The sequence below is a fragment of the Psychrobacter namhaensis genome (assembly GCF_016107545.1).
Lineage (GTDB): Bacteria > Pseudomonadota > Gammaproteobacteria > Pseudomonadales > Moraxellaceae > Psychrobacter > Psychrobacter namhaensis.
This window is the reverse complement of sequence record NZ_JABASS010000009.1, coordinates 58,103-80,904: the sequence shown is the minus strand read 5'-3', so window position 1 is coordinate 80,904 and position 22,802 is coordinate 58,103. Positions and strand designations below refer to the sequence as shown.

General features: G+C 45.7%; 17 protein-coding genes. 8 read left to right on the top strand and 9 right to left on the bottom strand.

The window, feature by feature from the left end:
- Positions 1–54: 54 nt before the first annotated feature.
- On the top strand, positions 55–837 hold the full coding sequence (pcaD, locus tag JFC06_RS08335) for a 3-oxoadipate enol-lactonase (protein ID WP_198334673.1): 783 nt from the start codon (positions 55–57) through the stop codon (positions 835–837).
- A gap of 337 nt (positions 838–1,174) precedes the next feature.
- Entirely contained in the window at positions 1,175–2,539 is a 1,365-nt protein-coding gene (locus tag JFC06_RS08330) for an MFS transporter (protein ID WP_198334672.1), read from the top strand.
- 160 nt (positions 2,540–2,699) lie between these two features.
- Here the strand turns inward: JFC06_RS08330 and JFC06_RS08325 are convergent, their stop codons facing one another.
- The 5 genes from JFC06_RS08325 to JFC06_RS08305 form a co-directional block, all read right to left on the bottom strand.
- Positions 2,700–3,347, bottom strand: coding sequence for a glutathione S-transferase (locus tag JFC06_RS08325; RefSeq protein ID WP_198334671.1), 648 nt, complete (start codon positions 3,345–3,347; stop codon positions 2,700–2,702).
- 83 nt (positions 3,348–3,430) lie between these two features.
- Positions 3,431–4,222, bottom strand: a complete 792-nt coding sequence (locus JFC06_RS08320; RefSeq protein ID WP_198334670.1) for an SDR family oxidoreductase — start codon at positions 4,220–4,222, stop codon at positions 3,431–3,433.
- 17 nt (positions 4,223–4,239) lie between these two features.
- Positions 4,240–5,172, bottom strand: a complete 933-nt coding sequence (locus JFC06_RS08315; RefSeq protein ID WP_198334669.1) for an SDR family oxidoreductase — start codon at positions 5,170–5,172, stop codon at positions 4,240–4,242.
- Complete coding sequence (locus tag JFC06_RS08310) at positions 5,165–6,052, bottom strand: bile acid:sodium symporter family protein (RefSeq protein WP_198334668.1); 888 nt, start codon at positions 6,050–6,052, stop codon at positions 5,165–5,167. The genes JFC06_RS08315 and JFC06_RS08310 overlap by 8 nt, the downstream gene beginning before the upstream one ends.
- On the bottom strand, positions 6,049–7,365 hold the full coding sequence (locus JFC06_RS08305; protein ID WP_198334667.1) for a flavin-containing monooxygenase: 1,317 nt from the start codon (positions 7,363–7,365) through the stop codon (positions 6,049–6,051). Before JFC06_RS08305 ends, JFC06_RS08310 begins: the two co-directional genes overlap by 4 nt.
- Positions 7,366–7,857: 492 nt before the next feature.
- Here JFC06_RS08305 and JFC06_RS08300 point away from each other — a divergent pair, with 492 nt between their 5' ends.
- From JFC06_RS08300 to JFC06_RS08290, 3 genes are all read left to right on the top strand, one after another.
- Positions 7,858–9,057 carry a siderophore-interacting protein gene (locus tag JFC06_RS08300; protein WP_198334666.1) on the top strand — a complete coding sequence of 400 codons (1,200 nt, stop codon included), beginning with the start codon at positions 7,858–7,860 and terminating at the stop codon, positions 9,055–9,057.
- Positions 9,058–9,332: 275 nt separating this feature from the next.
- Complete coding sequence (locus tag JFC06_RS08295; protein ID WP_198334665.1) at positions 9,333–11,621, top strand: TonB-dependent receptor; 2,289 nt, start codon at positions 9,333–9,335, stop codon at positions 11,619–11,621.
- 111 nt (positions 11,622–11,732) lie between these two features.
- On the top strand, positions 11,733–13,445 hold the full coding sequence (locus JFC06_RS08290; protein WP_198334664.1) for a multidrug ABC transporter permease/ATP-binding protein: 1,713 nt from the start codon (positions 11,733–11,735) through the stop codon (positions 13,443–13,445).
- 133 nt (positions 13,446–13,578) lie between these two features.
- Here the strand turns inward: JFC06_RS08290 and JFC06_RS08285 are convergent, their stop codons facing one another.
- Positions 13,579–15,075 (bottom strand): PepSY-associated TM helix domain-containing protein, encoded by a 1,497-nt coding sequence (locus JFC06_RS08285; protein WP_198334663.1) that lies wholly within the window; start codon positions 15,073–15,075, stop codon positions 13,579–13,581.
- A 393-nt stretch (positions 15,076–15,468) separates the two neighbouring features.
- Between JFC06_RS08285 and JFC06_RS08280 the strand changes: the two genes are divergently transcribed.
- Positions 15,469–17,643 carry a TonB-dependent siderophore receptor gene (locus tag JFC06_RS08280; protein ID WP_227670160.1) on the top strand — a complete coding sequence of 725 codons (2,175 nt, stop codon included), beginning with the start codon at positions 15,469–15,471 and terminating at the stop codon, positions 17,641–17,643.
- A gap of 50 nt (positions 17,644–17,693) precedes the next feature.
- On the top strand, positions 17,694–18,437 hold the full coding sequence (locus JFC06_RS08275; RefSeq protein WP_198334662.1) for a siderophore-interacting protein: 744 nt from the start codon (positions 17,694–17,696) through the stop codon (positions 18,435–18,437).
- A gap of 195 nt (positions 18,438–18,632) precedes the next feature.
- On the opposite strand, the gene JFC06_RS08270 is transcribed toward JFC06_RS08275, so the two are convergent.
- Positions 18,633–19,496, bottom strand: coding sequence for a universal stress protein (locus JFC06_RS08270; RefSeq protein ID WP_198334661.1), 864 nt, complete (start codon positions 19,494–19,496; stop codon positions 18,633–18,635).
- A 255-nt stretch (positions 19,497–19,751) separates the two neighbouring features.
- Here JFC06_RS08270 and JFC06_RS08265 point away from each other — a divergent pair, with 255 nt between their 5' ends.
- Positions 19,752–20,285 carry a DUF2058 domain-containing protein gene (locus tag JFC06_RS08265; protein ID WP_198334660.1) on the top strand — a complete coding sequence of 178 codons (534 nt, stop codon included), beginning with the start codon at positions 19,752–19,754 and terminating at the stop codon, positions 20,283–20,285.
- Between the two features lie 181 nt (positions 20,286–20,466).
- Here JFC06_RS08265 and JFC06_RS08260 read toward each other — a convergent pair whose 3' ends face one another.
- Together JFC06_RS08260 and JFC06_RS08255 are read right to left on the bottom strand one after the other, a co-directional pair.
- Positions 20,467–22,257, bottom strand: a complete 1,791-nt coding sequence (locus JFC06_RS08260; RefSeq protein ID WP_198334659.1) for a potassium/proton antiporter — start codon at positions 22,255–22,257, stop codon at positions 20,467–20,469.
- 79 nt (positions 22,258–22,336) lie between these two features.
- On the bottom strand, positions 22,337–22,672 hold the full coding sequence (locus JFC06_RS08255; RefSeq protein ID WP_227670159.1) for a GlpM family protein: 336 nt from the start codon (positions 22,670–22,672) through the stop codon (positions 22,337–22,339).
- Positions 22,673–22,802 lie beyond the last annotated feature (130 nt).

The following is a 22,802-nucleotide window of genomic DNA, read 5'->3' as shown; positions in this document are numbered from 1 at the left end:
AGCCTATGCGTCACTGACACGATAATGACACCATTCCAAATAAGGACAATAGTTATGCCCGTATTTAACAATAAAGACGTTACTTTACACTATGCTACTTTTGGTGATAATCACCACCCTGCGCTTATATTCTCCAACTCCTTAGGGACAAGTTACCACATGTGGCAGCCGCAAATTGACGCCTTGCAAAACGATTACTTCATTATTTGTTATGACACTCGTGGTCATGGTAAATCTTCTGCGCCCAAAGGCCCTTATAGTCTTGATGAGCTTGGTCAAGACGTCATTGATTTGCTTGATCATCTGAATATTGATAAAGCATTTTTTTGTGGCATCTCAATGGGCGGCATGACTGGTCAATGGCTAGCCCTCAATTATGCTAACCGCTTCCACCACTTGATGCTATGCAATACCGCCGCGAAGATTGGGAACGAGGGAGCGTGGACAGATCGTGCGCAGTTGGTACGAGAGCAAGGTCTAGACCCTATTGCAGCTACAGCAGCATCGCGTTGGTTTACCGCAGGCTTTATCGACACTCATCCTGAGGTCGTACAAAACTTATCTGATACGCTTGCCGCTGGGAGTAGAGAGGGTTATGCTAGCTGCTGTGAGGCGCTGTCTGTCGCTGATACTCGCGAACAGTTAAAAGATATCGATGTCGCGATTACAGTGGTGGCAGGCTCTAAAGATCCTGTGACGACGGTTGCTGATGGTCAATATATGGTCGAGCGTCTCCCAAACGCCATGCTTGCCACGATCGACGCTTCACACATCTCAAATATTGAGCAGCCTGAGGTATTCAATCAACTTGTGCGACAACATTTGACCCATTCATAACGCCAAACTTATTGCGCATTTAAGTACCCATGTGAGAAGAGAGCAATAAGTAGCTCATATATCTTTTAGATATATGAGCTGTTTTTTGTCTGTGTTTTAAAAATGTGTTTCACGGTCAGTGAGTACCAGACTTTTGCACAACAGTCACAGCGCAGAAGTCACAGGTTTATAAATCATGACAACGTATTTTAGTGGCAGCCCTTATTTCCCCTCCACCACCCAAGCAACAACCATACCTTTTTGGTATAAATTTATACTTAGAGGGTTTTTGACTTGATCCTTAGAAAACCCTAACTTAATAAGTACTTATAGGGACATTACCCATGGAGAAAGACGAATGGAATCACCAACGTTAAACGTCAATAAAGTGATTGATGACGCCAAATTTGCGCCCTTTCATTGGAAAGTGCTGTTTTGGTGTTTATTAATTATTATCTTTGATGGCTACGATCTCATCATTTATGGTGTGGCACTACCACTGCTTATGGAAGAGTGGTCATTGACAGCTGTACAAGCAGGTTTTCTTGCCAGCGCGGCCTTATTTGGCATGATGTTTGGGGCGATGATCTTTGGTACTTTATCTGACAAAATCGGTCGCAAAAAAACCATCATGATTTGCGTGGGCCTGTTCAGTAGCTTTACCTTTTTAGGCGCGTTTGCTAGTGGTCCAATGCAATTTGCCGCCTTGCGCTTTATCGCCGGTTTGGGTATTGGTGGCGTGATGCCAATCTGTGTCGCACTGACTTCAGAGTATGCGCCAAAACGCATCCGCAGTACGTTGGTCGCGGTGATGTTCAGTGGCTATGCCATCGGTGGTATGGCATCCGCCCTACTGGGCTCGTTTTTGGTGGTGGACTTTGGCTGGGAGGTGATGTTTTATATTGCCGGCATACCGACCTTGCTGCTACCTATTATTTGGAAAATGCTGCCTGAGTCTTTGATGTATCTTGTCAAAGAAAAACGAGACACAGAGGCGAAAGTCATCGTGCAAAAACTGGCGCCACAGGCAACCGTCACCCCTTCTACCACTTTATTGTTAGACGAACCGACCAAAGGTGATGATGCTCCTATTAAAGCGCTTTTCCTAAAAAACCGCGGCTTTACGACCATTATGTTTTGGGTTGCTTTCTTTATGTGCCTACTGATGGTTTACGCCCTCGCCAGCTGGTTGCCCAAACTGATGATTCAAGCGGGTTATTCGCTAGGCGTTAGTATGCTGTTTTTATTTGCGCTCAACATTGGTGGCATGGTGGGTGCGATTGGTGGCGGTGTGCTGGCTGATAAATTCCACCTTAAGCCGGTCTTGACCACTATGTTTGCTCTTGGTGCGGTTTCATTAATACTGCTTGGTTATAACAGTCCTCAGGTGGTGTTATACACCCTCATCGCGATTGCTGGCGCCACGACGATCGGCTCACAGATATTGCTCTATACCTTTGTGGCTCAGTACTACCCTACCGCGGTTCGTACGACAGCGATGGGCTGGGCATCAGGTATCGGGCGCATTGGCGCGATTGTTGGACCCATTTTGACGGGGGCGTTACTGACACTTGAGCTCAGTCATCAAACCAACTTTTTGTTTATCGCCATACCAGGTATTATTGCCGCCATTGCCATTTTCTTAGTGAACCTCAGTGCTGCGGTTGACAGTAAAAAAAATCAGCCACCACAGATGGCTTTAGACACCCCAATCTCGACTTAAAATTCACTTAAGCGTGATATGCGGTTGCACACGCAGTTGCACACGATTATTTAACACTTATCAATTTTTAGCGTATTCACGATGTGAGTACGCTATTTCTTTATTGTCAACGTATGGTCAGGTCAACCGAAAAAGGCTACAGGGGGATGAAGTTGTCGTATTAAGACGGAAAAACCACCACCGCATCTCCCTCTTGCCATGGTTGAAATTTGGTCATGACTTGCAGAAATAACGGGTGCGCAAGCCAGTTCTGTAGCCACTGTTGCAGCTTAGGATATGGCAAGCTATAAAAAGTATCACGATCCACATGGGCGAATTGGCGAACAAAAGGCATGATGCCAATATCAGCAATAGTCACACGACTCCCCAGTAAGTAGGCATTTTTGGTCAGTAATTCCTCCAAAACCTGCAAAAACGCTTCTCCCCGCTGTCGATACGCTGTCTGCGTCATCTCTAAATGACGATCGGCGTATTTGTAGCGATCTAGCCAGTGTTTAAACTCATTGTCGTTTTGCTCAATTAAAGCATGGGCCTGAGATAAAACGTTTTCATCAAGCAGCCCTTGTGGGTCTTGCTGCTCCAATGCCCATACCATTATCTCTAGGCTCTCTTCAATCACCGTCCCATCCGCAAGCTGTAAAACCGGTACGGTGCCTTTCGGACTAATCGCTAGCATCTGTTCCGGTTTGTTTTTGAGCGTGATCTCCCGCAGCGCCACTGGCAATTGGGCAAATAAAAGGCCAAGACGAGCTCGCATGGCGTAGGGACAACGACGAAAAGAGTACAGACGGTGAAGCGGTGAAGTCATAGTTATTCCTGTAGTTGGATGAGCTCAAGGGGTCAGAGCTCCTGTTTTCAGTAGTTACCAAATATTAGTCTTAATCTATGTTATCACAGCTCGCTTTTAAAGCGTTTACGCACCTGACGCAAGTATAGAGCCGGTGCCACTCGCCACAGTAAACTGCCAAAGCGCGAAATAGGTTCAGGCAGTATCCAGCGTTTGCGCTGCTGCAACCCTTGATCGATCAAGTCAGCCATCCATTCAGCGCTGCGCATATTACCTACCATCGAGCGTGGGTGCCGGGCGATGCCACCATTATGCCCCAGCGCATGATTCTCAATAGGCGTATCCAGAAAGCTTGGGTACACCATGAGGATGTGAATACCCTCAGACTCTAGCTCCAAGCGTAGCACTTCAAAGAATTGTGTCAATGCCCCCTTAGCGGCGCAGTATGCTGCACGCCCCGGCACTGGCATCCACCCTGCCATCGAGCCAATACAGACAATCTGACCGCTGGATTCACGTAGCAGGGGTAGCGCAGCCATGGTCAACTCTACTGCCCCCTGCCAATCTACTGCCATGATTTTGCGGAACACCGCAGGATCAGTCTGATGCGCTGGTGAGCGGTGGGTAATTCCAGCATTATTAACCAGTAGATCAAGCCGACCAAAGCGTTCACGCACTTGCTCAATAAGAAAAGCAATATCATCGAGTTGAGTGATATCTGTGGTGACCGCCATGACTCTATCAGAGTCTCCCAACTCAGTAGCACGTGCGCTTAAAGCTGGCCCATCTATATCGGCCAGCACCAAACGATGTCCCGCTGCGTACCAGTGACGAGACATCGCCCAGCCCAGACCCGAGGCCGCACCAGTGATTAGAGTGACAGATGTTAATGACATTGATGACATTCTCTGTGTCAGGGTTTACGCAGACCATTGCGTTCGATGAAGTACTCAAACGTTTCGGCAGACGTCTTCGCTAAAGGATAACCAAACTCTTCTTTTAACCGCTGGTTGCTGAGAACGGGACGATACCGCAAAAAATTAACTTGCTCTGGCCCCGTTGGTTTGCCACGCCATTTTGCAACCTGCAACCCAGATTTAACCAACCATACTGGCAGCGTAAGTAGCGGTTTGTTGAGTCGATTAGCAATATCCTTCATCGTCAGCGCCCCATCACCCGCCATATTGTAGATACCAACTTTGTCCTCGCGTATCCCCATCTCCGTGGCCCCAATCACGTCTTGATCCCAAATAAACACAAAAGGCGAATCACTACCTTTAAGCGCAAGAACACGCGGCGCCATAAACAAACTGGTAATCTGGTTACGAGTATCGGCTCCCAATACGGTACCCGGCCGAAAAATGAGTTGCTGTAGTTGCGGATGCTGCTGGCGGAAGTCGGCCAGCATTTCCTCGACCTGTCTTTTATGGTCGGAGTAGGCAAACTCAGTATTACCGCGTAATGCATCTTGTTCGTCTATCCATTCAGGATTATCGGCGTGATACCCGTAGGCCGCTCCAGAACTGGTCAGCGTTAAGTGCTGTACACCTGCCTTAATGCAGCAGTCGAGCACATTGCGCGTGCCATTGACATCGATATCATAGTCACGAGCGCGATCTTTCGATGCTTGTAGGATGGAGGCTAGATGCACAACATGGGTAATCTTCTCTTTTTTTAGTAATGCAGTCAGACTCTGATCGCGTACATCCAGTACTGCAACTGAGAAGTCCAAATCGTCGCGGCGGCGTACATCTGTGCCGACTACATGATAATGAGCAGCCAGTCGATTACCCAGTTGATGGCCTATATAGCCAGCCGCGCCAGTGATTAGTATACGTTTATTCATAGGGAATCCGTGCCCAGATTTGTGAAAGTGTGAGGCCTGACACTAAGTGCCAGACGCCCCAGAATGCCGTGATCAGCATCATGCTGCCCGCCTCTGGGAAAAAGGTAAATAAAATGACCAAACCCAATCCTGAGTTTTGGATGCCCACCTCCAAGGTCACAGCGCGTCGATCAGCGACCGGTAACTTGAGCATTCGGCCTATCCCGTAACCCAACGAGAGTGCCAGCAGGTTGTGTGCCACGACCAACCAAAAAAAGCTGTGAAAACGCTCTATAAAAAGGGCGACATTACTTGAAAAAGCAATCGCGACAAAGCTCATTAACACCAGCAGCGAGATGATGCGCAGCGGTTTTTGAATGCGTACTACTAAATCCGGTAGCTTGCGCCCCGTCACCATACCGAGCACTAAAGGCACTGCCAGAACCAGCAAAACCAATATCAAAGTGCTGCTAGGCTCAATCGTGATTTGCGTCAAGTATTCGCGTGTATGCGGGTTAAGCCAACCGTAAAAGGCAAAATTCAATGGTGTTAATACGGTCGCAGCAAGACTCGATACAGCTGTCATGCTGACTGACACCGCAACATTGCCGCGTGCCAGCCAAGTCATGATATTAGAGAAGCTACCGCCAGGACAGGACGCCACCAAAATCATCCCTAGCGCCAGCTCTGGGTCGATGTTTAATGCCCAAGTAAGCAGACACGTCATCAAGGGCAACAACAAAAACTGAGCAAATAAACCGGCAATTGGTGCGATTGGAGACAAAATGACGCGCTTAAAATCTTCGAGACGCAGGCTCAGTGACACACCGAACATCATTAACGTCAAGATAAGATTAAGCAAAACCAGACTACTTGGTGAAAATACCACCGCCGCCATCATACTTCTGATGCCAGTATAGGTTGTTCTATCTTGAGCTCAGCTATGTGCTTGGACAGAGTATCTAAGTACTCATCTTTATTCACATAATACGCCATGCGTGCAAGCTTGATATAATTATAGCCACCATCGAGATTTGTGCCAGCACGCTGACGTTTCACCTCATTGAACTGTCTGGCGGCTTCTGTGTTCTGCTCGCGCTGCTGAATATAAAGCGCCACCAGCCGCGCTTGTTGATTGCGACCCTCCCAGCCCAAACCTGCGGCTTCAACCATACCCATCATAAATAAATTGTCATGGATAGGATGAAACACATTCATGTAGAGCTGCGGTGCATCTTGATTGACCGGCCAGTTGAGATGCTGTCGGTCAATGAATGGATAGTCAAGTAGGTAACCGGTCGCCATGAGAATCAAGTCATAATCATGACTTTCACCATCACTAAACGTCACAGTGTGATCATCTATGTGACGAATATCCCGACGCGCCTTAATATCGCCATGTCCCAAATGGTGTAACACCAGTGAGTTGACCACTGGATGGGACTCATACATACGATAATTTGGATTCGGTAATCCGTAATCAGAGGGTTTGCCAATGATCATCCGGATCATGGCAGCATCCATGCGCTGTTTCACCGGACGTGGCAGCTTTAGCTTGCCGCCGAGCGTATCACTTGGCTGACCTTTAATAAATTTGGGCAAAAAATAATAGCCTCGGCGCAAACTGATGTCTACGGACTTGGCATGATGTACTGCATCAACGGCAATATCCGCCCCAGAGTTACCGCAGCCAACGATCAGCACGCGTTTGTCTGTGAAAATGGAGGGGCTACGATACTCGGATGAGTGCATTAACTTGCCTGCAAACTCACCCGGCAAGCCTGGCATATTAGGGGTGTGCAAAGTGCCGTTAGCGATCAAGACACCATCGAATAAGCGTGATTGCGTTTGGCCATCACATTCACTAATCAGACGCCAACGATCACCTTCAGGCTCCACGCTAATCACTCGCGTGGCGAACTCGTAGTGTGATTTGAGATTGAAAGTGTCTGCAAAATCGCGGAAGTACTGACGTAGCTGCGTATGATGAGGGTAAGAAGCGGCCGAGTCATTCATAGGGAATTCGGCGAATTCGGTCATGCGCTTGGACGAAATTAAATGGGCGCTTTCGTACATAGTGCTGTGTGGATTGTCGATATCCCACAATCCGCCCACATCTGTGTGCAACTCAAAACCTGTGAAAGCAATATTCAGTTTTTGTAAATTTCGGGCTGCAGCCAACCCCATTGGACCTGCTCCAATCACTGCATACATGAGAATCACCTTAAAAATCCATTTCATTATATTAATCAGCCAGTTCCATCTGACTGCCCTACTGGCGGGCATTACCAGCGTCTTGCTTACCCTTAACACAGAAATAGCATACATTTAACCATTCGCCCGAGCAAACGAATAAAGCGACTCAGTAGATCTCTTACGCTGTTTGTGTGTTGCCGCTCCTCACACCCTGTATTATCACCTTTGGTGTCACAGCTATAAAATAACGTCCCGTCAAGCCTAAACACATTGACATCCACACCGATTAACGTAATAATAATTTAGATGTTAATGGTTATCAATAACCTACATCGCTTATCGATCCTCACTGTTTATTCGTTCATGTATTTTCTGTCTCTCTAGTCAGTTATAGATATCTTGTTGATCAACCTCAAGTTTCTGATTTTTTTATCTAACCTCTCCGCGACTTCGTATTTTTAGATATCAGTTAATTGACTGCTATTTGATTTTTAGCTTGGAATCATATTTATGGCTCAACCACTTGCCCAGCATGATATCAATAAAACACCGTTAGCCATTACCGATAAAGACCAATTCGTCAGTCACATCAATGAAGAACATCAAGATGAACTTGCCATGTTTATCAACGCTTTTACCAAAAAATCAATGCGCGAGTACGAGGTAGCGACGATAAAAGAGATCTATAGTGATGGTATATTGCTAGAGGTCATAACCCCTACTACTGACAACAACACAGCCGGCACACTTCAAGCTAAAAGGCCTGTCAGCGGCCACATTTTCGCAGCCGCCTCCGCTGTCACAAATCATCACTTCATCCATTTTACGTCCCCTATTAGCGACTCAGTGGCACTGCAAGAGCAATACATCACACTGTTGCAAAAGTCTGCCAGTCAGCTTGGCAAACGCACGATTAAACTTCAAGAGCAGCGTTTTACTGTGATGAATGGCTATTATGCCAGTCCTAATCTATACCGATTGGTGGTAACCGCACCTGCTAGCACGCCGCTTAATCATCCAGGCTATGCCTATTTATTTGAACTTGATTCCGATGGATTATTGGCGCCAAACAATGAATCAGTGGACAATATATCAGCAGACAACGAATCAGTAAATCAGGACAAGCCTTTGCAGCGTTATTACACTTTACGAAAAGCTTGGCAAGATTCAGACAACGGCGCTGTTCAAGCTTGGATAGATGTCTATGTTCATGGTGACACCCCAGGCGGTAACTGGGCGCGTTCTCTCACCCGTGACATGCAAATAAAAAGTGTGCGTGAGTATCCTGAAAAAACAGAACATCTCACTGAAGGCCAATGCTTACTCATCTGTGATGAAACCTCGCTGCCTACAGTAGCCAATCTATTAGAAAACTGGCAAAACCCATTGTCTCCCCTTGTCATTGTCATCACCAATGATCCAGAGGACGTGAATTACCTCCATACCCTAAAACTTAGCGACCATCTACGTCAGGACGAGTGTTTTTTGCAAAACAACTTACTGCCTATTGTCAATACACCTAAGACTGACCTTGCTGCACAAATAGTGATGTTATTACACACGCAGCTCACCACCATGCCGCGCAAGATTGACAAGGTATGGGGCGCGCTTGAAGCAACAGATATCAAGTCGTTACGACCAAAATTAAAAGCAAGCCTTGGCTTATCACGTCAGGATATGGTGATAAAGGTGTATTGGCGAATGCAATAAACCGTTCGCGCTTTATACATTCACACACAGTAGAGACTGAACGACTCATCGATTATCGATAAATATGAATCGCTCTAGCAAAGTAAGTAGCGCTTTTATCTGATGGCTTGCACTACATGAGTATGGCGCTTTAAACGCTTTATCGGGTACACCACCATAACGTTAAGGACACTCTCTATTCTTGACAGACAGGTTTACACTTAATGCGGTAATGTTATTGTAATGAAAACAATTATCATTATAATATGCGTTTAAATCACACGCTGGAAATATTCATGCAACTGTCTCGCTTATACTCTGCTATTTTTCGCCTTAATCCCATGAATGTGTCTGACGCCCCGCTCTCATTGAAGTCGTTGTGCTCCTCTTGTCTGTCCACTTCCGTGGTGTTATTGGGGGTGAGCCAAGCTGCATGGGCACAAACAGATATCAATACCGATACCCAGTCAGCCGATCCTAGCGTCGTACTGGACACCATTGTAGTGACCAGTAGCGCCGATGCCTCAGCAGACGGATTACCCCCTGCTTATGCAGGCGAGCAAGTTGCCACAGGCAGCCGCGTTGGGATCTTAGGGAATCAAGACATCATGGATACGCCGTTCTCTACGGTCTCATATACCAACGAATATATCACCAATCAGCAAGCACAAAGTGTGGGTGACCTGCTCAGAAAAGACCCGACTGTGCGTGTCGCCAGAGGCTACGGTAACTTCCAAGAAGCGTACTTTATGCGCGGCTTTGTCACAACCTCTGATGACACCATGTTCAATGGTTTATACGGTATATTGCCCAGACAATATATCGCAACTGAGTTATTCGAGCGTGTTGAAGTTCAGCGCGGAGCGTCTGCCATGTTAAATGGCGCAGCTCCCGGCGGAGGTAACGCTGGTGGTACGATTAACCTGCTACCAAAACGTGCGGGTAATGAGCCACTGCGTGAGGTGACGCTCGGCTATGGTCAAGGCGATCAAGGCAAAGTAGCGGTAGACGTGAGTGATCGCTTCGGTACAGAGGACGCTTTTGGCGTTCGCTTCAATGCCGCTTATCAAGATGGCGACAGCGCAATCGATGATGAGTCTTCAACCTTGGGTCTAGCCGCTTTTGGCCTAGACTATCAAGGCGATCAGTATCGACTATCAGCAGACTTAGGCTGGCAGGACAACAGGCTGAAAGAAACTCGCCCCAATGTCAATCTTGCAGGAGTGTCTAGCGTACCAAATGCACCAAAAGCATCAAAAAATTGGGCTCAGCCTTGGACTTACTCAAACGAAGAAGATGTGTTTGGTACCATTAGAGGCGAATATGACTTTAGTGACACCGTCACCGCTTACGGCGCTTATGGCATACGACATGGCGACGAAAACAACTCTTTATCAGACTTCACAGTAACCAATGCGAACGGCACTGGCTATGTTTATCGATTTGATAACACTCGAGAAGACAAAGTCCAAAGTGCTGAGCTTGGTCTCCGTGGTCAATGGCAAACCGGTAAAGTGGCTCATGATTGGGTACTAGCAGCCGATCTCTATGATCGAGAAGAAAAAGGCGCTTATGCTTTTGACTTTGGTAACCAACTTGCGACTAACTTATATAACCCTACTGACTATCGTGATAACAGCTGGTCAGATACCGCATTTTTCGGTGGCGATTTAGACAATCCAAAACTGACAAACGAAACAAAGCTGCAAAGTTTTGCGTTAGCAGACACCGTGTCTTTGTTCGATGACAAACTAAAAACCACCTTAGGCGTGCGTCATCAAAATATCAAAACAACCAGCTATGACCCTAATACTCAAGCTCAAACCTCTGATTACGATGAGAGCAAATGGACGCCAAGTATCGGTATCGTCTACCAACCGAGCATGGACTGGTCTGTTTATGGTAACTATATTGAAAGTCTCGCTAAAGGAAAACCCGCGCCACTCACTCAGAATGAAACTCCTGTCACCAATGGTGGTCAAGAACTCGCACCTTATATCAGCAAACAAACTGAAGTGGGTGTTAAATATGACAACGGCATGATTGGTAGTAGTCTCGCGATATTCCATACTGAGGAGCCGCGTGCTTATGTCGATGATACCAATACTTTTGTGGCAGCAGGTGAAAACCGTCACCAAGGGGCTGAGCTATCAGTCTTCGGTAGCCCAAGCGAAAATATGCGCATTATCGCGGGTGTCAGTTATTTAAGCGCCAAACAAAAAGACACGGGCGATACCACGTTAGATGGCAACCGTGTCATTGGTATACCCAAACTGCAAAGCAACGTCAACCTAGAGTATGATCTAGCAGCAGTTGAAGGACTAACATTGACGGGCGATATCATTCACACAGGCACACGTTATGCCGATGCGGCCAACACGTTAAAAGTAGATGGTTATACCACGTTAGACCTTGGTGCACGCTACCGTACGATGCTGGCAGGACAAGAGGTTACATTAAGAGGAATGGTGACCAATGTCACTGGTGAAGATTACTGGCAATCAGTGGGTGGTCTTCCAGGCTACGGTCATTTAAATGCAGGTGAGCCCACAGCATTAAAGGTATCAGCAACTTTCGACTTTTAAAAGACGCTGCTTAAGCCATATTAATAAATTTTCAATAAAAGGGATTAGGCGCGACCTACTCCCTTTTATGCCATCAAAAATACGTAAAATCCATCCTATTATTGAGTCACTATGTCCTCTCGTGCCACAGCTTCTTTATATCACATGATTTGGGCGCACTACCGCTTGCCCTTTTTCAAAGTCATCTTGCTTAATCTAGTGAATGCGGCCGTCAGTGTGGGTATCATTGCTTATATCAATCACACGTTTATCAGTCAGCCCGCGTTTGATACCTTATCGTGGGTGAGTTTGGGTTACTTTTCAGCGTTAGTGCTACTGCTGTTAGTCACTACTTTCTTATCGCAGTATGCTTTGACACGTTTGGGTCACAAGTTTGTTTATGAGCTTAGAACGACGCTGGTCAAACAAATCATCGATACCAAAGTCCCGCAAATAGATCATTTGGGTAGTGCGCGATTACTCGCCAGCCTATCCTCTGATATCCAGTCCATTACTGTGGCCTTTGTACGCATGCCAGAGTTGGTACAGGGGATTATCTTATCTGCGGGTGTCGCCCTTTATCTGGGTTGGCTATCATTGCCCCTACTGTTGATTGTCATGTTTTGGATTGTGATGACCATTTGGATCAGTACCATTTTAGTGAAACATGTCTATAAGCATTTGACAGAACTGCGAGACATTAACGATCTTTTATATCAAGACTATGAATCTATTATAGAAGGTCGTAAAGAGCTGGCGCTAAATCAACATCGCGCTAAAAAATTGTATAACACCGACTTTTTGTCCCATGCCAAATCTTATGAAAAAACAGTGGTTAAGTCTGACACGTTTCATTTATCGGCAGTGAATTGGTCAAACATCATGATGTTCGCAGCGATTGGTGTGGTGTTTGCAGTATCCAACTATCTTGATATACCGATGACTGTGGCCACTACCTTTTCTTTAACGATTTTATTTGTGCAATCGCCTCTCCTTCATGCAGTCGGTGCTTATCCGACGCTGCAAACGGCACAAGTTGCACTAGATAAAATAAAATCCTTAGAGCTGGCAGACTATCAATCAGCATTTGCCACCGACACCGCCGTCAAAGACTGGCAATCTATTACTTTGTCCGATATTCATTATCGTTATGAGAGCAGTCATTCTGATGCATCTGCTCTAATTACAAAAAATACGGCTCATTCAAATGATATATTAAAAAACGTCAATTTAACCTTAAAACGTGGCGATGTGGTCTTTTTGATCGGCGCTAATGGTAGTGGCAAATCTACCCTTGCCAAGATTATGACAGGGATTTTTACCCCTACTACCGGTTCTGTCCACATTGATGCTCAGCTCATTGACTCAAAAAACAATGCTGATTATCGACAGCTGTTTTCTGCCATTTTTAGTGACCAACATCTCTTTAAACAACTGATTGGCTGTGAGGGTAATGACCCTGATATGACGTTAGTAGACACCTGGCTGCATAAATTAAACCTGCAAGATAAAGTCAGTGTGACTGACCATCGACTGTCTACCGATAAACTATCACAGGGACAACGTAAACGATTGGCCATGCTCATCGCTGTCGCTGAACATAAGGACATCCTGTTACTTGATGAGTGGGCGGCTGACCAAGATCCTGCGTTTCGCCGCGTGTTCTATCAGACCCTGATTCCTGAACTAAAAGCGCTGGGTAAAACCTTATTTATTATCAGTCATGATGACAGCTACTTTGAGCATGCTGATCGATTGTTACTGATGAAAGAAGGCAGCTTAATTGAACTAAATGCTGAAGAACGACAGCTCGCCAGTGCCGATGCCATCTCCATGTTGAAGTAAATATGACTTTGAGTATAAAGCCATTGTAAATAAAGTCATTGAAAATAAATCCATAACGATAACGTAAAGGGGCGTCTTTTAGAAAGACGCCCCTTTACGTTATAGATGAGAACAAACCGTTTGAACCCCTGGTTTATTTTAATAATTTCTGTAAAAAACTAACCCGAGACAATAACAAAAAATCCAACAACCCGATAGCAACAATAGCGATGATAGCGGTCGGGAATATCATCGCCACAACCAGTAAAGGAATGGCAAATGGCCACCGTATAGCAAGGTTTAGACCACGTGCTGGTGGATTTAGTCCTGTCCTAACGCTATCACTACGCGGGCGGCGTTGCCACCACATGACATAACCACTCATACAAATAGCAATGACAGAGAGGCAAAATAACACATTGGCTAGCACACTCCACCATCCGAGTGTGCCCATATGAATCGCCGCACCTGCGGCCATAAATTTGCCAAAAGCATTGTAATGATCAAAGCGAATATCCGCTAATACGTTGCCCGAATAGCGATCAATGTGTACGGTACGATCAGCCGTGGGGCTGCTCATGTCGTAGCTCATGGAATCTTGACTAATGGTCCAAACCCCCGATGCGCCTTGTGGTAGATTCAATTGATAACGACCTACAAAGCCAATCTCACGGGCGTATCGATCTACCGTATCAATCATAAGAGGCAGATTGGGTGCGATACCCTCTGTACCTTTGGTCGTTCCTGATACTGGCATCGGCGTCAACTCAAGCACCCATGGCACCTCTTTGGTATTACCTGAATTTAGAATACTACCGTGTGTGGGTACGTCAGTGGACGCCGAACCATGGACGTGAGGTACTGGCATAGACTCATGCATAGCAGAGTGCGGTTGGCTATGATCAATAGAGACCGGCATAGGTGCAACGCCCCACTTGCCTGCCGGAAACTGACTCCACGACTGAACAACTCTTTCGCCCCACACGCCGGCCCACGCCATTCCTGAAATGCAAAAAAACAGCAATAAAATAGAGATCCAACTGCCTAAAGTCGCATGTATGGTCAGAAAAAATGACCGTTTTTGCTTACGATTAGTTTGGTTATCAGGAATCAGCATGGCCTTAATGGATTTGCGTTTTTGCCACCATAAATACCAACCGGTTAAAATCATTAAAATTGTCAATGATGCAGTGGTTTCTAGGAGGTAATCCCCGACTGTGCCTAAAAATAAGTCACTGTGAATGTGGTCAAAGGTACTGTACAGATTGCCGTTAGTCGTCGCACTTTTGATCACATCAGCCGTATAAGGATTGATCGCCACCATGGTGTCGTGGTCTGCTGATTTAACTTGAAACAAGGCAACGGTGGTCGCATCACGAGGCGCAATGTACTTTATCAGCGTACTATCAGGCTCGCTGTTAAGGGCACTTTTGGCTTGGGTAGAAACGGGTGCTAGAGCAGTCGATTCTGGAATCACAATGGTTAAACGCTCATTATCCCGACCTGCTGTATTGGCCATAAGTAGCATACCAAGTGCGGTACAAGCCAAAATGATCAAAAAGGGCGCAATAAACAGGCCTGCATAAAAGTGCCAACGCCATACCATAAAATAGCGTGGCGTGTTAATGGGTTGACGTGGCTGATCGTGCATAAATGTGACCTTTAACAGTCTATGGTTGTTTGATGAGCCACATAAGCCTATCAATAGTAGTAATAAGCGCTGTCTGCTTTTTGGCTTGGTCAGCTGGCCGGCTGCATCATACGAGAAAACTGATACAAACACCATCTTTTGCAGCCAGTAACTTATGTGAGAGTCACTATTTTTTATCTATCGTGAGCATTTAACCATTCAGCTAGACAAATTTTTTTCTTTGTCACTTCACTATAAAACCCACTATTCATGATTGCTAATCCTGCGACATCCTCTCAAAATGTAAGTTTTTAATGATAACGATAATCATTAATGTTATCATTAATCGCGTTGTTTAACGAAATCGAAATAAAGTCTGTCATAGTCAATGGTCATTATCTAAAAGGAAATATAATGCGGTCGCCTTTACCCTTCCAATCTATTCAAAAAAAACGCCTAACAGTGGCAATACAAGTTGGCTTATTAATGGGCATCAGTCATGCTGCTTATGCGAAGGATGTGCCGAACCTTAACGGAGACAACGAGGCGACTCCATCCACCACCTTAGATGCGGTTACCGTCTACGCCGACAGCTACCGCAGTACAGGCACAAAAACCGCATTAGATCCCAATGACGCACCAATGAGTTACACAAGAATCGATCAAGAGCTGCTACAAAAACGTCAAGCTGAGAGCGTCAACGCCGCCCTACGTTATGAGCCAGGGGTGACGACCGAGAGTCGCGGCACCGTGTCTATTTTTGATGAGTACAATATTCGCGGTTTTAAGACCTATTCTAATTTTTACGATGGGCTAAGACTGCCTTATGATGGTGCTTGGAACCTGATGCCACAAGTTGATATCTATGCCACGGAAGCGGTAGAAGTATTAAAAGGGCCCGCCTCTTCACTCTATGGCTACGCCGCCCCCGGTGGTATGGTCAACCAAGTCGCCAAGAGTCCAAAAAACACCCAAGCGTCTGAGGTGCAGCTTCGGCTTGGCAACCAAAATCTCAGAGAAGTAGCAATCGATACCACAGGCCCTCTTACAGACACACTGAATTATCGCTTGGTCGCGTTAAAGCGCAAAAAAGATGGACAGATGCAGACCACAGAAGAAGAACGCACCCTGATCAATCCATCACTTGAATGGCAAGCAACTGACGATGTTTCTGTCCTTGCCAATCTTTTTTATCAAGATGATCCAGAAATGGTACCCTCAACCCCATTGCCTGCTGTTGGTACTGTCTACAATGCCAGCTACGGCAAACTAGACAGTGATGCCTATGCAGGTGATAAATGGAATCGCTTTAGCAAAGAAGTATTCATGCCAAGCGTCACTGTCAACTGGGACATCAATGATCAGTTAACCTTTAAACATATCACGCGCTATACCGACGCCGAAGCGCAGCAACGTAATATATATAACCGTGGGTTTGTCGAGGGTAGTGACACGACTCTCAATCGCGTGGCATACACCACTGATGAGACTATGAACAACTGGACCACAGACAATCAGCTGGCTTATCAGCTAGATACTGCCAATACATCACATAACCTATTGTTTGGGGTCGAGTATCAAGAGACCGACAGCAACGCGACTTACTACGATGCTGGGCCAGCTGGCACACCAAATCTTGATTTATCGAGTCCAGACTTCTCACAGATAAATGCGGACAATTTGCCGTTAGATATTTATCGTCAGAAGCAAGACATCGAACAAAGCCAGCTGGGACTTTATGTACAAGATGAGATGCAGTGGCAAGATTTAACGGTAGTAGCAGGATTACGTCACGACAATTTTGACAGTAGCACCGAGCAAACCGAAGCCACTAAAGGGGCTATTTATAGTGACAAAACGATTAGTAATGATGCGTCAGAGACCAGTGGCCGTCTTGCTGCCATTTATGACTTTGATAACGGTCTATCTCCTTATGCCAGCTACTCACAATCGTTTCAGCCCGTTGTCGGTAGCAACTTCATTACCAATGAAGCATTTAAACCAACCACCGCTGACCAGTTAGAAGCGGGTATCAAATACCTGTCCTCAGATCGTGCCACCCAAGGGACGTTGGCTGTGTTTGATATTACGCAAAAAAATGTCATCGTAACGAACCCATCCAATTCTCAACAAAAAGTTCAAACTGGTGAGATTACTTCTAAAGGCGTTGAGATATCCGGCAGTCATATGCTGAATGACTGGGTAGACATCACTGCAAGCTACAGCTATACCGATGCTGAGATTACCGAGGATGAGTTCAATCCCGAGGTAGTCGGTAACACGCCGGCGCAAATCGCTAAGCACAAAGCCACGCTATGGGCCGATTACTATGCTACAGATAAGATCACCCTCAATGCAGGGGTTCGCTATGAGGGTGGTATGCAGGTTGATAAACAAAACTCAGACGAGCTGCCAAGTGTGACTTTGGTAGATATCGGTGGCAATTATCAAATTAATCCTATGCTTGCTGTCGGCGCTAGTATCAACAATCTCTTTGACAAAACCTATGTTGGCGCTTGCTATGACCTCGATAACTGCTGGATGGGACCTGAGCGTCAAGTGTCAGTCAGTCTAAAGGCAAGCTTTTAAGCACCAGAAAGCATTGAACAACAATCATAACAATAGAAGGAAAATATAATATGGCAAAACCCAATCCCAGAGTTCTTGAGGTTATTGGCACGACATACATCACGCCAAATATGTGCCGCGTCACGCTTGGCGGTGACGGATTGAGGGACTTTCCAGTCGATCAAGAGAGTGCTTACATCAAACTCATATTTCCTCAAAAAGAAGCGTCACGTCCACTGATGCGTACGTATACGATCAGCGGCCAACGTGACAATGAAATAGATGTTGATTTTGCTTTGCATGACGCTGAGGGGCCTGCCTCTACGTGGGCACGAAACGCCCAAGTTGGACAGCAAATCTTGGTGGGTGGTCCTGGACCAAAGAAGCTCATTAACAATGATGCGGATTGGTTTTTATTGGTTGGCGATATGACGGCCCTACCTGCGATCACTGTCAACCTCGCTCAGCTCCCTGATGACGCGCGCGGCTACGCTGTACTTGAGGTGACTACTGAGGCGGACCGACAAACACTCAAAAAGCCTGCAAATGTTGAAATCCATTGGATTATTAATGCCACACCTAATGCAGAAAACAGCCCTTTACTTGAGCGTATTAAAACACTTCCATGGTTTAGGGGACAACCTGCGGTTTGGGCGGCTTGTGAATTCCATAGTATGCGTACGCTACGCCAGTACTTCAAAGTAGAGCGCTTGATACTAAAAACGCACTTGTATGTCTCTAGCTATTGGAAAGTTAACAGCACAGAGGATCAACACAAAATTGAGAAGCGTAACGACGCAGAGAACGCCGCATAACACGCGAGAGACATGAATAGTCTTGATAGTCTTAGAGATCACTTACGCTATGCGATGATATTTCACTCATCATCCCATAGCCTTAAGGATTTTCTACTGACGGCTAAGCAAAAGAGACTCTACTTATCAAAACCTTTTAGAAGTTAACTCAAATTTTTTGACTACTACAATCGTAAAGCTTACAAAATACGAAAGTTAGCGCACCAAAATCACTGGTGATAACGTGCTGGCGATAATTTCTGTCGTGGTACTTCCCAAAAATAACTGCTGCCACTTAGAATGGCCATAGGCGCCCACCACCATAATATCAATGTGATTGTCTACTTGGAATTTTAACAGGCCATCAACGGCATCAGCCGCCGATAAATGATGCGCCTCTACGGCAAAACCTGCATCTTCGAGCTGCGCTGCGGCTGCACTCAAGCTTTGTTTGGCCGTGTCGTTATGGTTGCCTATCATGACGATATGACCCTGCAACCCTTTCAAGACAGGACTTCTCGCAACCATCCACGCCGCTTTAATAGCCGTTTTGCTGCCATCGAAGGCAATCATATATGAGCTTGGCTCTTTGAATTTCTCTGAGCAAATCAGTACCGGAACATCTGATGCTCGGGCAACTGTTTCAATTTGACTACCGATATTAATGCGACTGTTTTTATGGTCTTCTCCGCGCCGTCCCATGACGACGGCTCGGTTTTCTGTTTTAAAGTGCTCAATGGCTGGTAACAGCTTGCCGTGCCGTTGGTAGATACGGACACTGACACCATCAAAGCTACCTTGGATGTGACTTTTGGCATCTTGCACTAGGGCATCGCTATAACTGTTCACAACCTTTGCTCTTTGTTCATCCAGTTCGGTTAATTCTTCTAATAAAAACTGGCGACTATTAATACCGATCGCCCCTGACAAATCGCGTCTGGTCGACACAGGAATATCACTAACATGCAACAGACCGACTGGTAAGCTCAGCTTACTGGCATACCACGCTGCATAGTCACAAACCGATTCGGTCACTGCCGAGCCGTCAATACAAGCCAAAATGTGCTGTGATGTTGTCATAACTTATCCTTAAATGTAGTTATTTACTCCATGATTTGATCATAACCAATTTGGACCCTTTCATCCAGTGATGTAATTACAATTGTCCCAGACGGCTAGACCAAACCACACCATAATCAAAAACAATGTCTAATAGAGTCCGTTTGATTCATTCGTGAAGTCTTGTCCTCTCCTAACAGCATGCCCTAGTAAAGTTTGCTACAATATATTTTTTTTAATTTATGATTGAAGTAATCTTATTTAGGTGATGGAACTATGGCAAAAAATGCCCTACAGGCTCAATTGTTAAAAGCGGGATTGGTGGATAGCAAAAAAGCCAAAAAAATCAGCAAGCAGACTCAGCACGCTAAGCGGACTGGTGACTCAGAGAGTATGGAAGCCAAAAAAGCGTTGGCAGAAGCCCAAGCAAAAAAGCTGGAGAAAGATCAAAAGCTCAATCAGGAAAAACAACGTGCTTTAGAAGAGAAAATGCTAAAAGCCAATATTGTACAAATGATTAAGCAGCATCAGATTACCGATACAGAGGGTGATGTCAGCTATCAGTTTGTAGATAATTCTAAGGTGAAAAAAATTGCTATCACCCAAAAACTGTATGATCAAATTGTGGTCGGTCATGTGGTGATTGCACGACTAGAAGAAGGCTATGCCCTCCTCCCTCGACCATTGGCAGATCGTATAGATGCGAAAATGGAAGGCTTTATGGTGGTGTCTAACGATACGACAGAAGAAGTACTGGCAGAAGACGATCCTTATGCGGCTTATGTGATTCCAGATGATTTAATGTGGTAGTAGCTCACTTCTATAAAGATTGTTGAATTAAAACCCTTTATAGCATTTGATAGTCTACAAAGGGTTTTTGATAGTATTCGTTTACGACTATTTATTCTCAACCAGTCACATGCTTACTGCAACCACTAAAGTTTTAAGACGCTGAGCTACTGACCAGCATGATGACCCATAGTGACAAAGATTATACTGCTGTGTGTGATTCTTGGTTTTTTAGACCAATGGTTCTTAGCTTGCCTTTGTCATCCACTTCCTTAATGACCAATGACCACTCTTCACTGATTGCCACGGTATCGCCTGAGACGGGCGCGGTACCCAAGTGTGATTTTACGTACTCAGCAACCGTTTGCTCCCACATATTTTTGAAGCCCTCTTCATCTGTGGTTTTTAGCGTTTTTACTAACGTTTCAGATTCCATAATACCGGCAAAAAATGGTAAGTCTCCAAGTTTGACACTCGGTGATAGCAGCCAGTCACCATAAAAATCATCGATGGCTTTACGATCGAGTGTTGTATCATTAAAGATGTTGGCAATTTTACTGGCATGATTGCCGCGCATCGCGTACCAGACACTATCGCCAAATTTTAGCTTGGTGTCATTATCAACCACCACAATTTGCTGCCCGCGTACCAGTGCAAACACACTGATTTCGTCGGGGCTAATGCGTTTAGAGATGTCCATCGGGTGGCGGCCAATAGCAAACGCGCCCGATTGAACTTCAAACTCATACAAGGTTATGCTCGCTTTATCTGAGACCCAAACCTCGTGTTCTTCTTTTGGGTCTTTATTATTCGGAATACGTACTTTGAACAGAGTGGCCATAAAAGGAATGGTCGTCCCTTGCAAAATCAATGATAAAACCACCACACCAAACGCAATATCAAACAGCATAAAGGCGTTGTCTATCCCAGCCATCACGGGCAGCATGGCAAGAGTAATAGGTACCGCCCCACGTAAGCCGACCCAAGAGATAAAACCAATCTCTCTGTCTTTAAATCTAAAAGGTTTCACACTGGTATAAACGGCGATAGGACGGGCAACCAAAATCATAAAGGCCGCAATCGCTACTGAATAGTGCCAGACATTGATGACATTCGATGGAGTGACCAAAAGCCCCAATACCACAAACAGTACCGCTTGCGATAACCAAGCAAAGCTATCCATCACTCGCATGACATGCTCAGTTGAGCGCACCTTATGATTGCCAATCAACACGCCCGTCAGATACACCGCCAAAAAGCCACTACCGCCCAGTAGATTGGTCGCGGCAAAAACGGCCAAACCAGCAGAAAGTATCAAAATAGCATACATGCCTTCTGCCAAGTGCACCTTTGGCAACAGCCGAGATAGCAAGTAACCAAAGAGTAAGCCCATACCCAACCCAAAGCTCAGCTGCTGCAACAGCAAGCCTAAAAATCCAAGTACCGTCTGTCCGGCAGGATCAACGTTTAAGGCAATCAGACCAGTTACCAACAAAATAGCCAACGGGTCATTAGCACCGGACTCTAACTCAAGCGTGGCTTGAACGCGATCATTCAGTTTAACCCCACCATTGCGCAATAAAGAAAATACAGCTGCCGCATCGGTCGAACCAACAATAGCGGCCATTAACAAACCAAAGCGCCAGTCAACATCGAGCAGCCAAGTGACAAACACGCCTAACACCATCACCGTGACCAGCACACCCCACGTAGCTAAAGTAACTGCAGGCTTTAAACCGACTCGAAACGACTTAAAAGAGGTACGTAAACCACCATCTAACAAGATACAGGCTAAGGCTGCTTGCCCGACAAAATTGGCGAGCGCATATTGAGAAAACTCAATACCCAATATTCCCTGCTCGCCCGCCAGCATTCCTACTATCAAAAACAGCAATAACAATGGTACGCCTAAGCGCGCAGATAGTGTGCTCGCCATAATGCTGGCGAAAATGAGTACTGCGCCTACGAGATACAGGATATTTAAGGTATCCATCTTTTTAAGCCCTATTTTAATCGATTATGATGAGTTGGGTTCTTGCGACAGTGACGTAATAATGATGCTATACCCTTCATTAAGCCTGAATGTATTGCCATGCGACCACCAAGACAGCCGCTGCCACTGTCCAAGCAACGACCCCTAATAACAACGCCTTATACAAGCCAATATAGCTGATGCTAAAAAATACCACAAAAGTGTAAATCAGATGCGGTATGACCCCAAGCATACTAAATATGAGGGCCACTTTTAGGTCAGCGGAACTACGCTCGGTACCAACGATGAAATGACTGATCAAAGTAAAAGTGGGGAACAGGGGCGCAAGCGCAGCCAAATAGAAAAACCGAGTCTGTGCGAATAATTGAATCACCAATACCATCAACGCGCCAATAAGCATTTTTAGCCAAATCACGATGGGTTATCTCCTGTTGAATGCCAAGGGCTGAACATCGCCTAACCTGTCATGATACTAAAGTATGCAAACAGACATAAGGGCTATCTCTGTTTAGTTGGGCAACATTATAAAAACAGTCAAAAAAAAC

What these genes read in the sequence shown, in the direction of transcription:
- pcaD (WP_198334673.1), top strand. Translation starts at nt 55, where the DNA reads ATGCCCGTATTTAACAATAAAGACGTTACTTTACACTATGCTACTTTT.
- JFC06_RS08330 (WP_198334672.1), top strand. Translation starts at nt 1,175, where the DNA reads ATGGAATCACCAACGTTAAACGTCAATAAAGTGATTGATGACGCCAAA.
- JFC06_RS08325 (WP_198334671.1), bottom strand. Translation starts at nt 3,347, where the DNA reads ATGACTTCACCGCTTCACCGTCTGTACTCTTTTCGTCGTTGTCCCTAC.
- JFC06_RS08320 (WP_198334670.1), bottom strand. Translation starts at nt 4,222, where the DNA reads ATGTCATTAACATCTGTCACTCTAATCACTGGTGCGGCCTCGGGTCTG.
- JFC06_RS08315 (WP_198334669.1), bottom strand. Translation starts at nt 5,172, where the DNA reads ATGAATAAACGTATACTAATCACTGGCGCGGCTGGCTATATAGGCCAT.
- JFC06_RS08310 (WP_198334668.1), bottom strand. Translation starts at nt 6,052, where the DNA reads ATGATGGCGGCGGTGGTATTTTCACCAAGTAGTCTGGTTTTGCTTAAT.
- JFC06_RS08305 (WP_198334667.1), bottom strand. Translation starts at nt 7,365, where the DNA reads ATGTATGCAGTGATTGGAGCAGGTCCAATGGGGTTGGCTGCAGCCCGA.
- JFC06_RS08300 (WP_198334666.1), top strand. Translation starts at nt 7,858, where the DNA reads ATGGCTCAACCACTTGCCCAGCATGATATCAATAAAACACCGTTAGCC.
- JFC06_RS08295 (WP_198334665.1), top strand. Translation starts at nt 9,333, where the DNA reads ATGCAACTGTCTCGCTTATACTCTGCTATTTTTCGCCTTAATCCCATG.
- JFC06_RS08290 (WP_198334664.1), top strand. Translation starts at nt 11,733, where the DNA reads ATGTCCTCTCGTGCCACAGCTTCTTTATATCACATGATTTGGGCGCAC.
- JFC06_RS08285 (WP_198334663.1), bottom strand. Translation starts at nt 15,075, where the DNA reads ATGCACGATCAGCCACGTCAACCCATTAACACGCCACGCTATTTTATG.
- JFC06_RS08280 (WP_227670160.1), top strand. Translation starts at nt 15,469, where the DNA reads ATGCGGTCGCCTTTACCCTTCCAATCTATTCAAAAAAAACGCCTAACA.
- JFC06_RS08275 (WP_198334662.1), top strand. Translation starts at nt 17,694, where the DNA reads ATGGCAAAACCCAATCCCAGAGTTCTTGAGGTTATTGGCACGACATAC.
- JFC06_RS08270 (WP_198334661.1), bottom strand. Translation starts at nt 19,496, where the DNA reads ATGACAACATCACAGCACATTTTGGCTTGTATTGACGGCTCGGCAGTG.
- JFC06_RS08265 (WP_198334660.1), top strand. Translation starts at nt 19,752, where the DNA reads ATGGCAAAAAATGCCCTACAGGCTCAATTGTTAAAAGCGGGATTGGTG.
- JFC06_RS08260 (WP_198334659.1), bottom strand. Translation starts at nt 22,257, where the DNA reads ATGGATACCTTAAATATCCTGTATCTCGTAGGCGCAGTACTCATTTTC.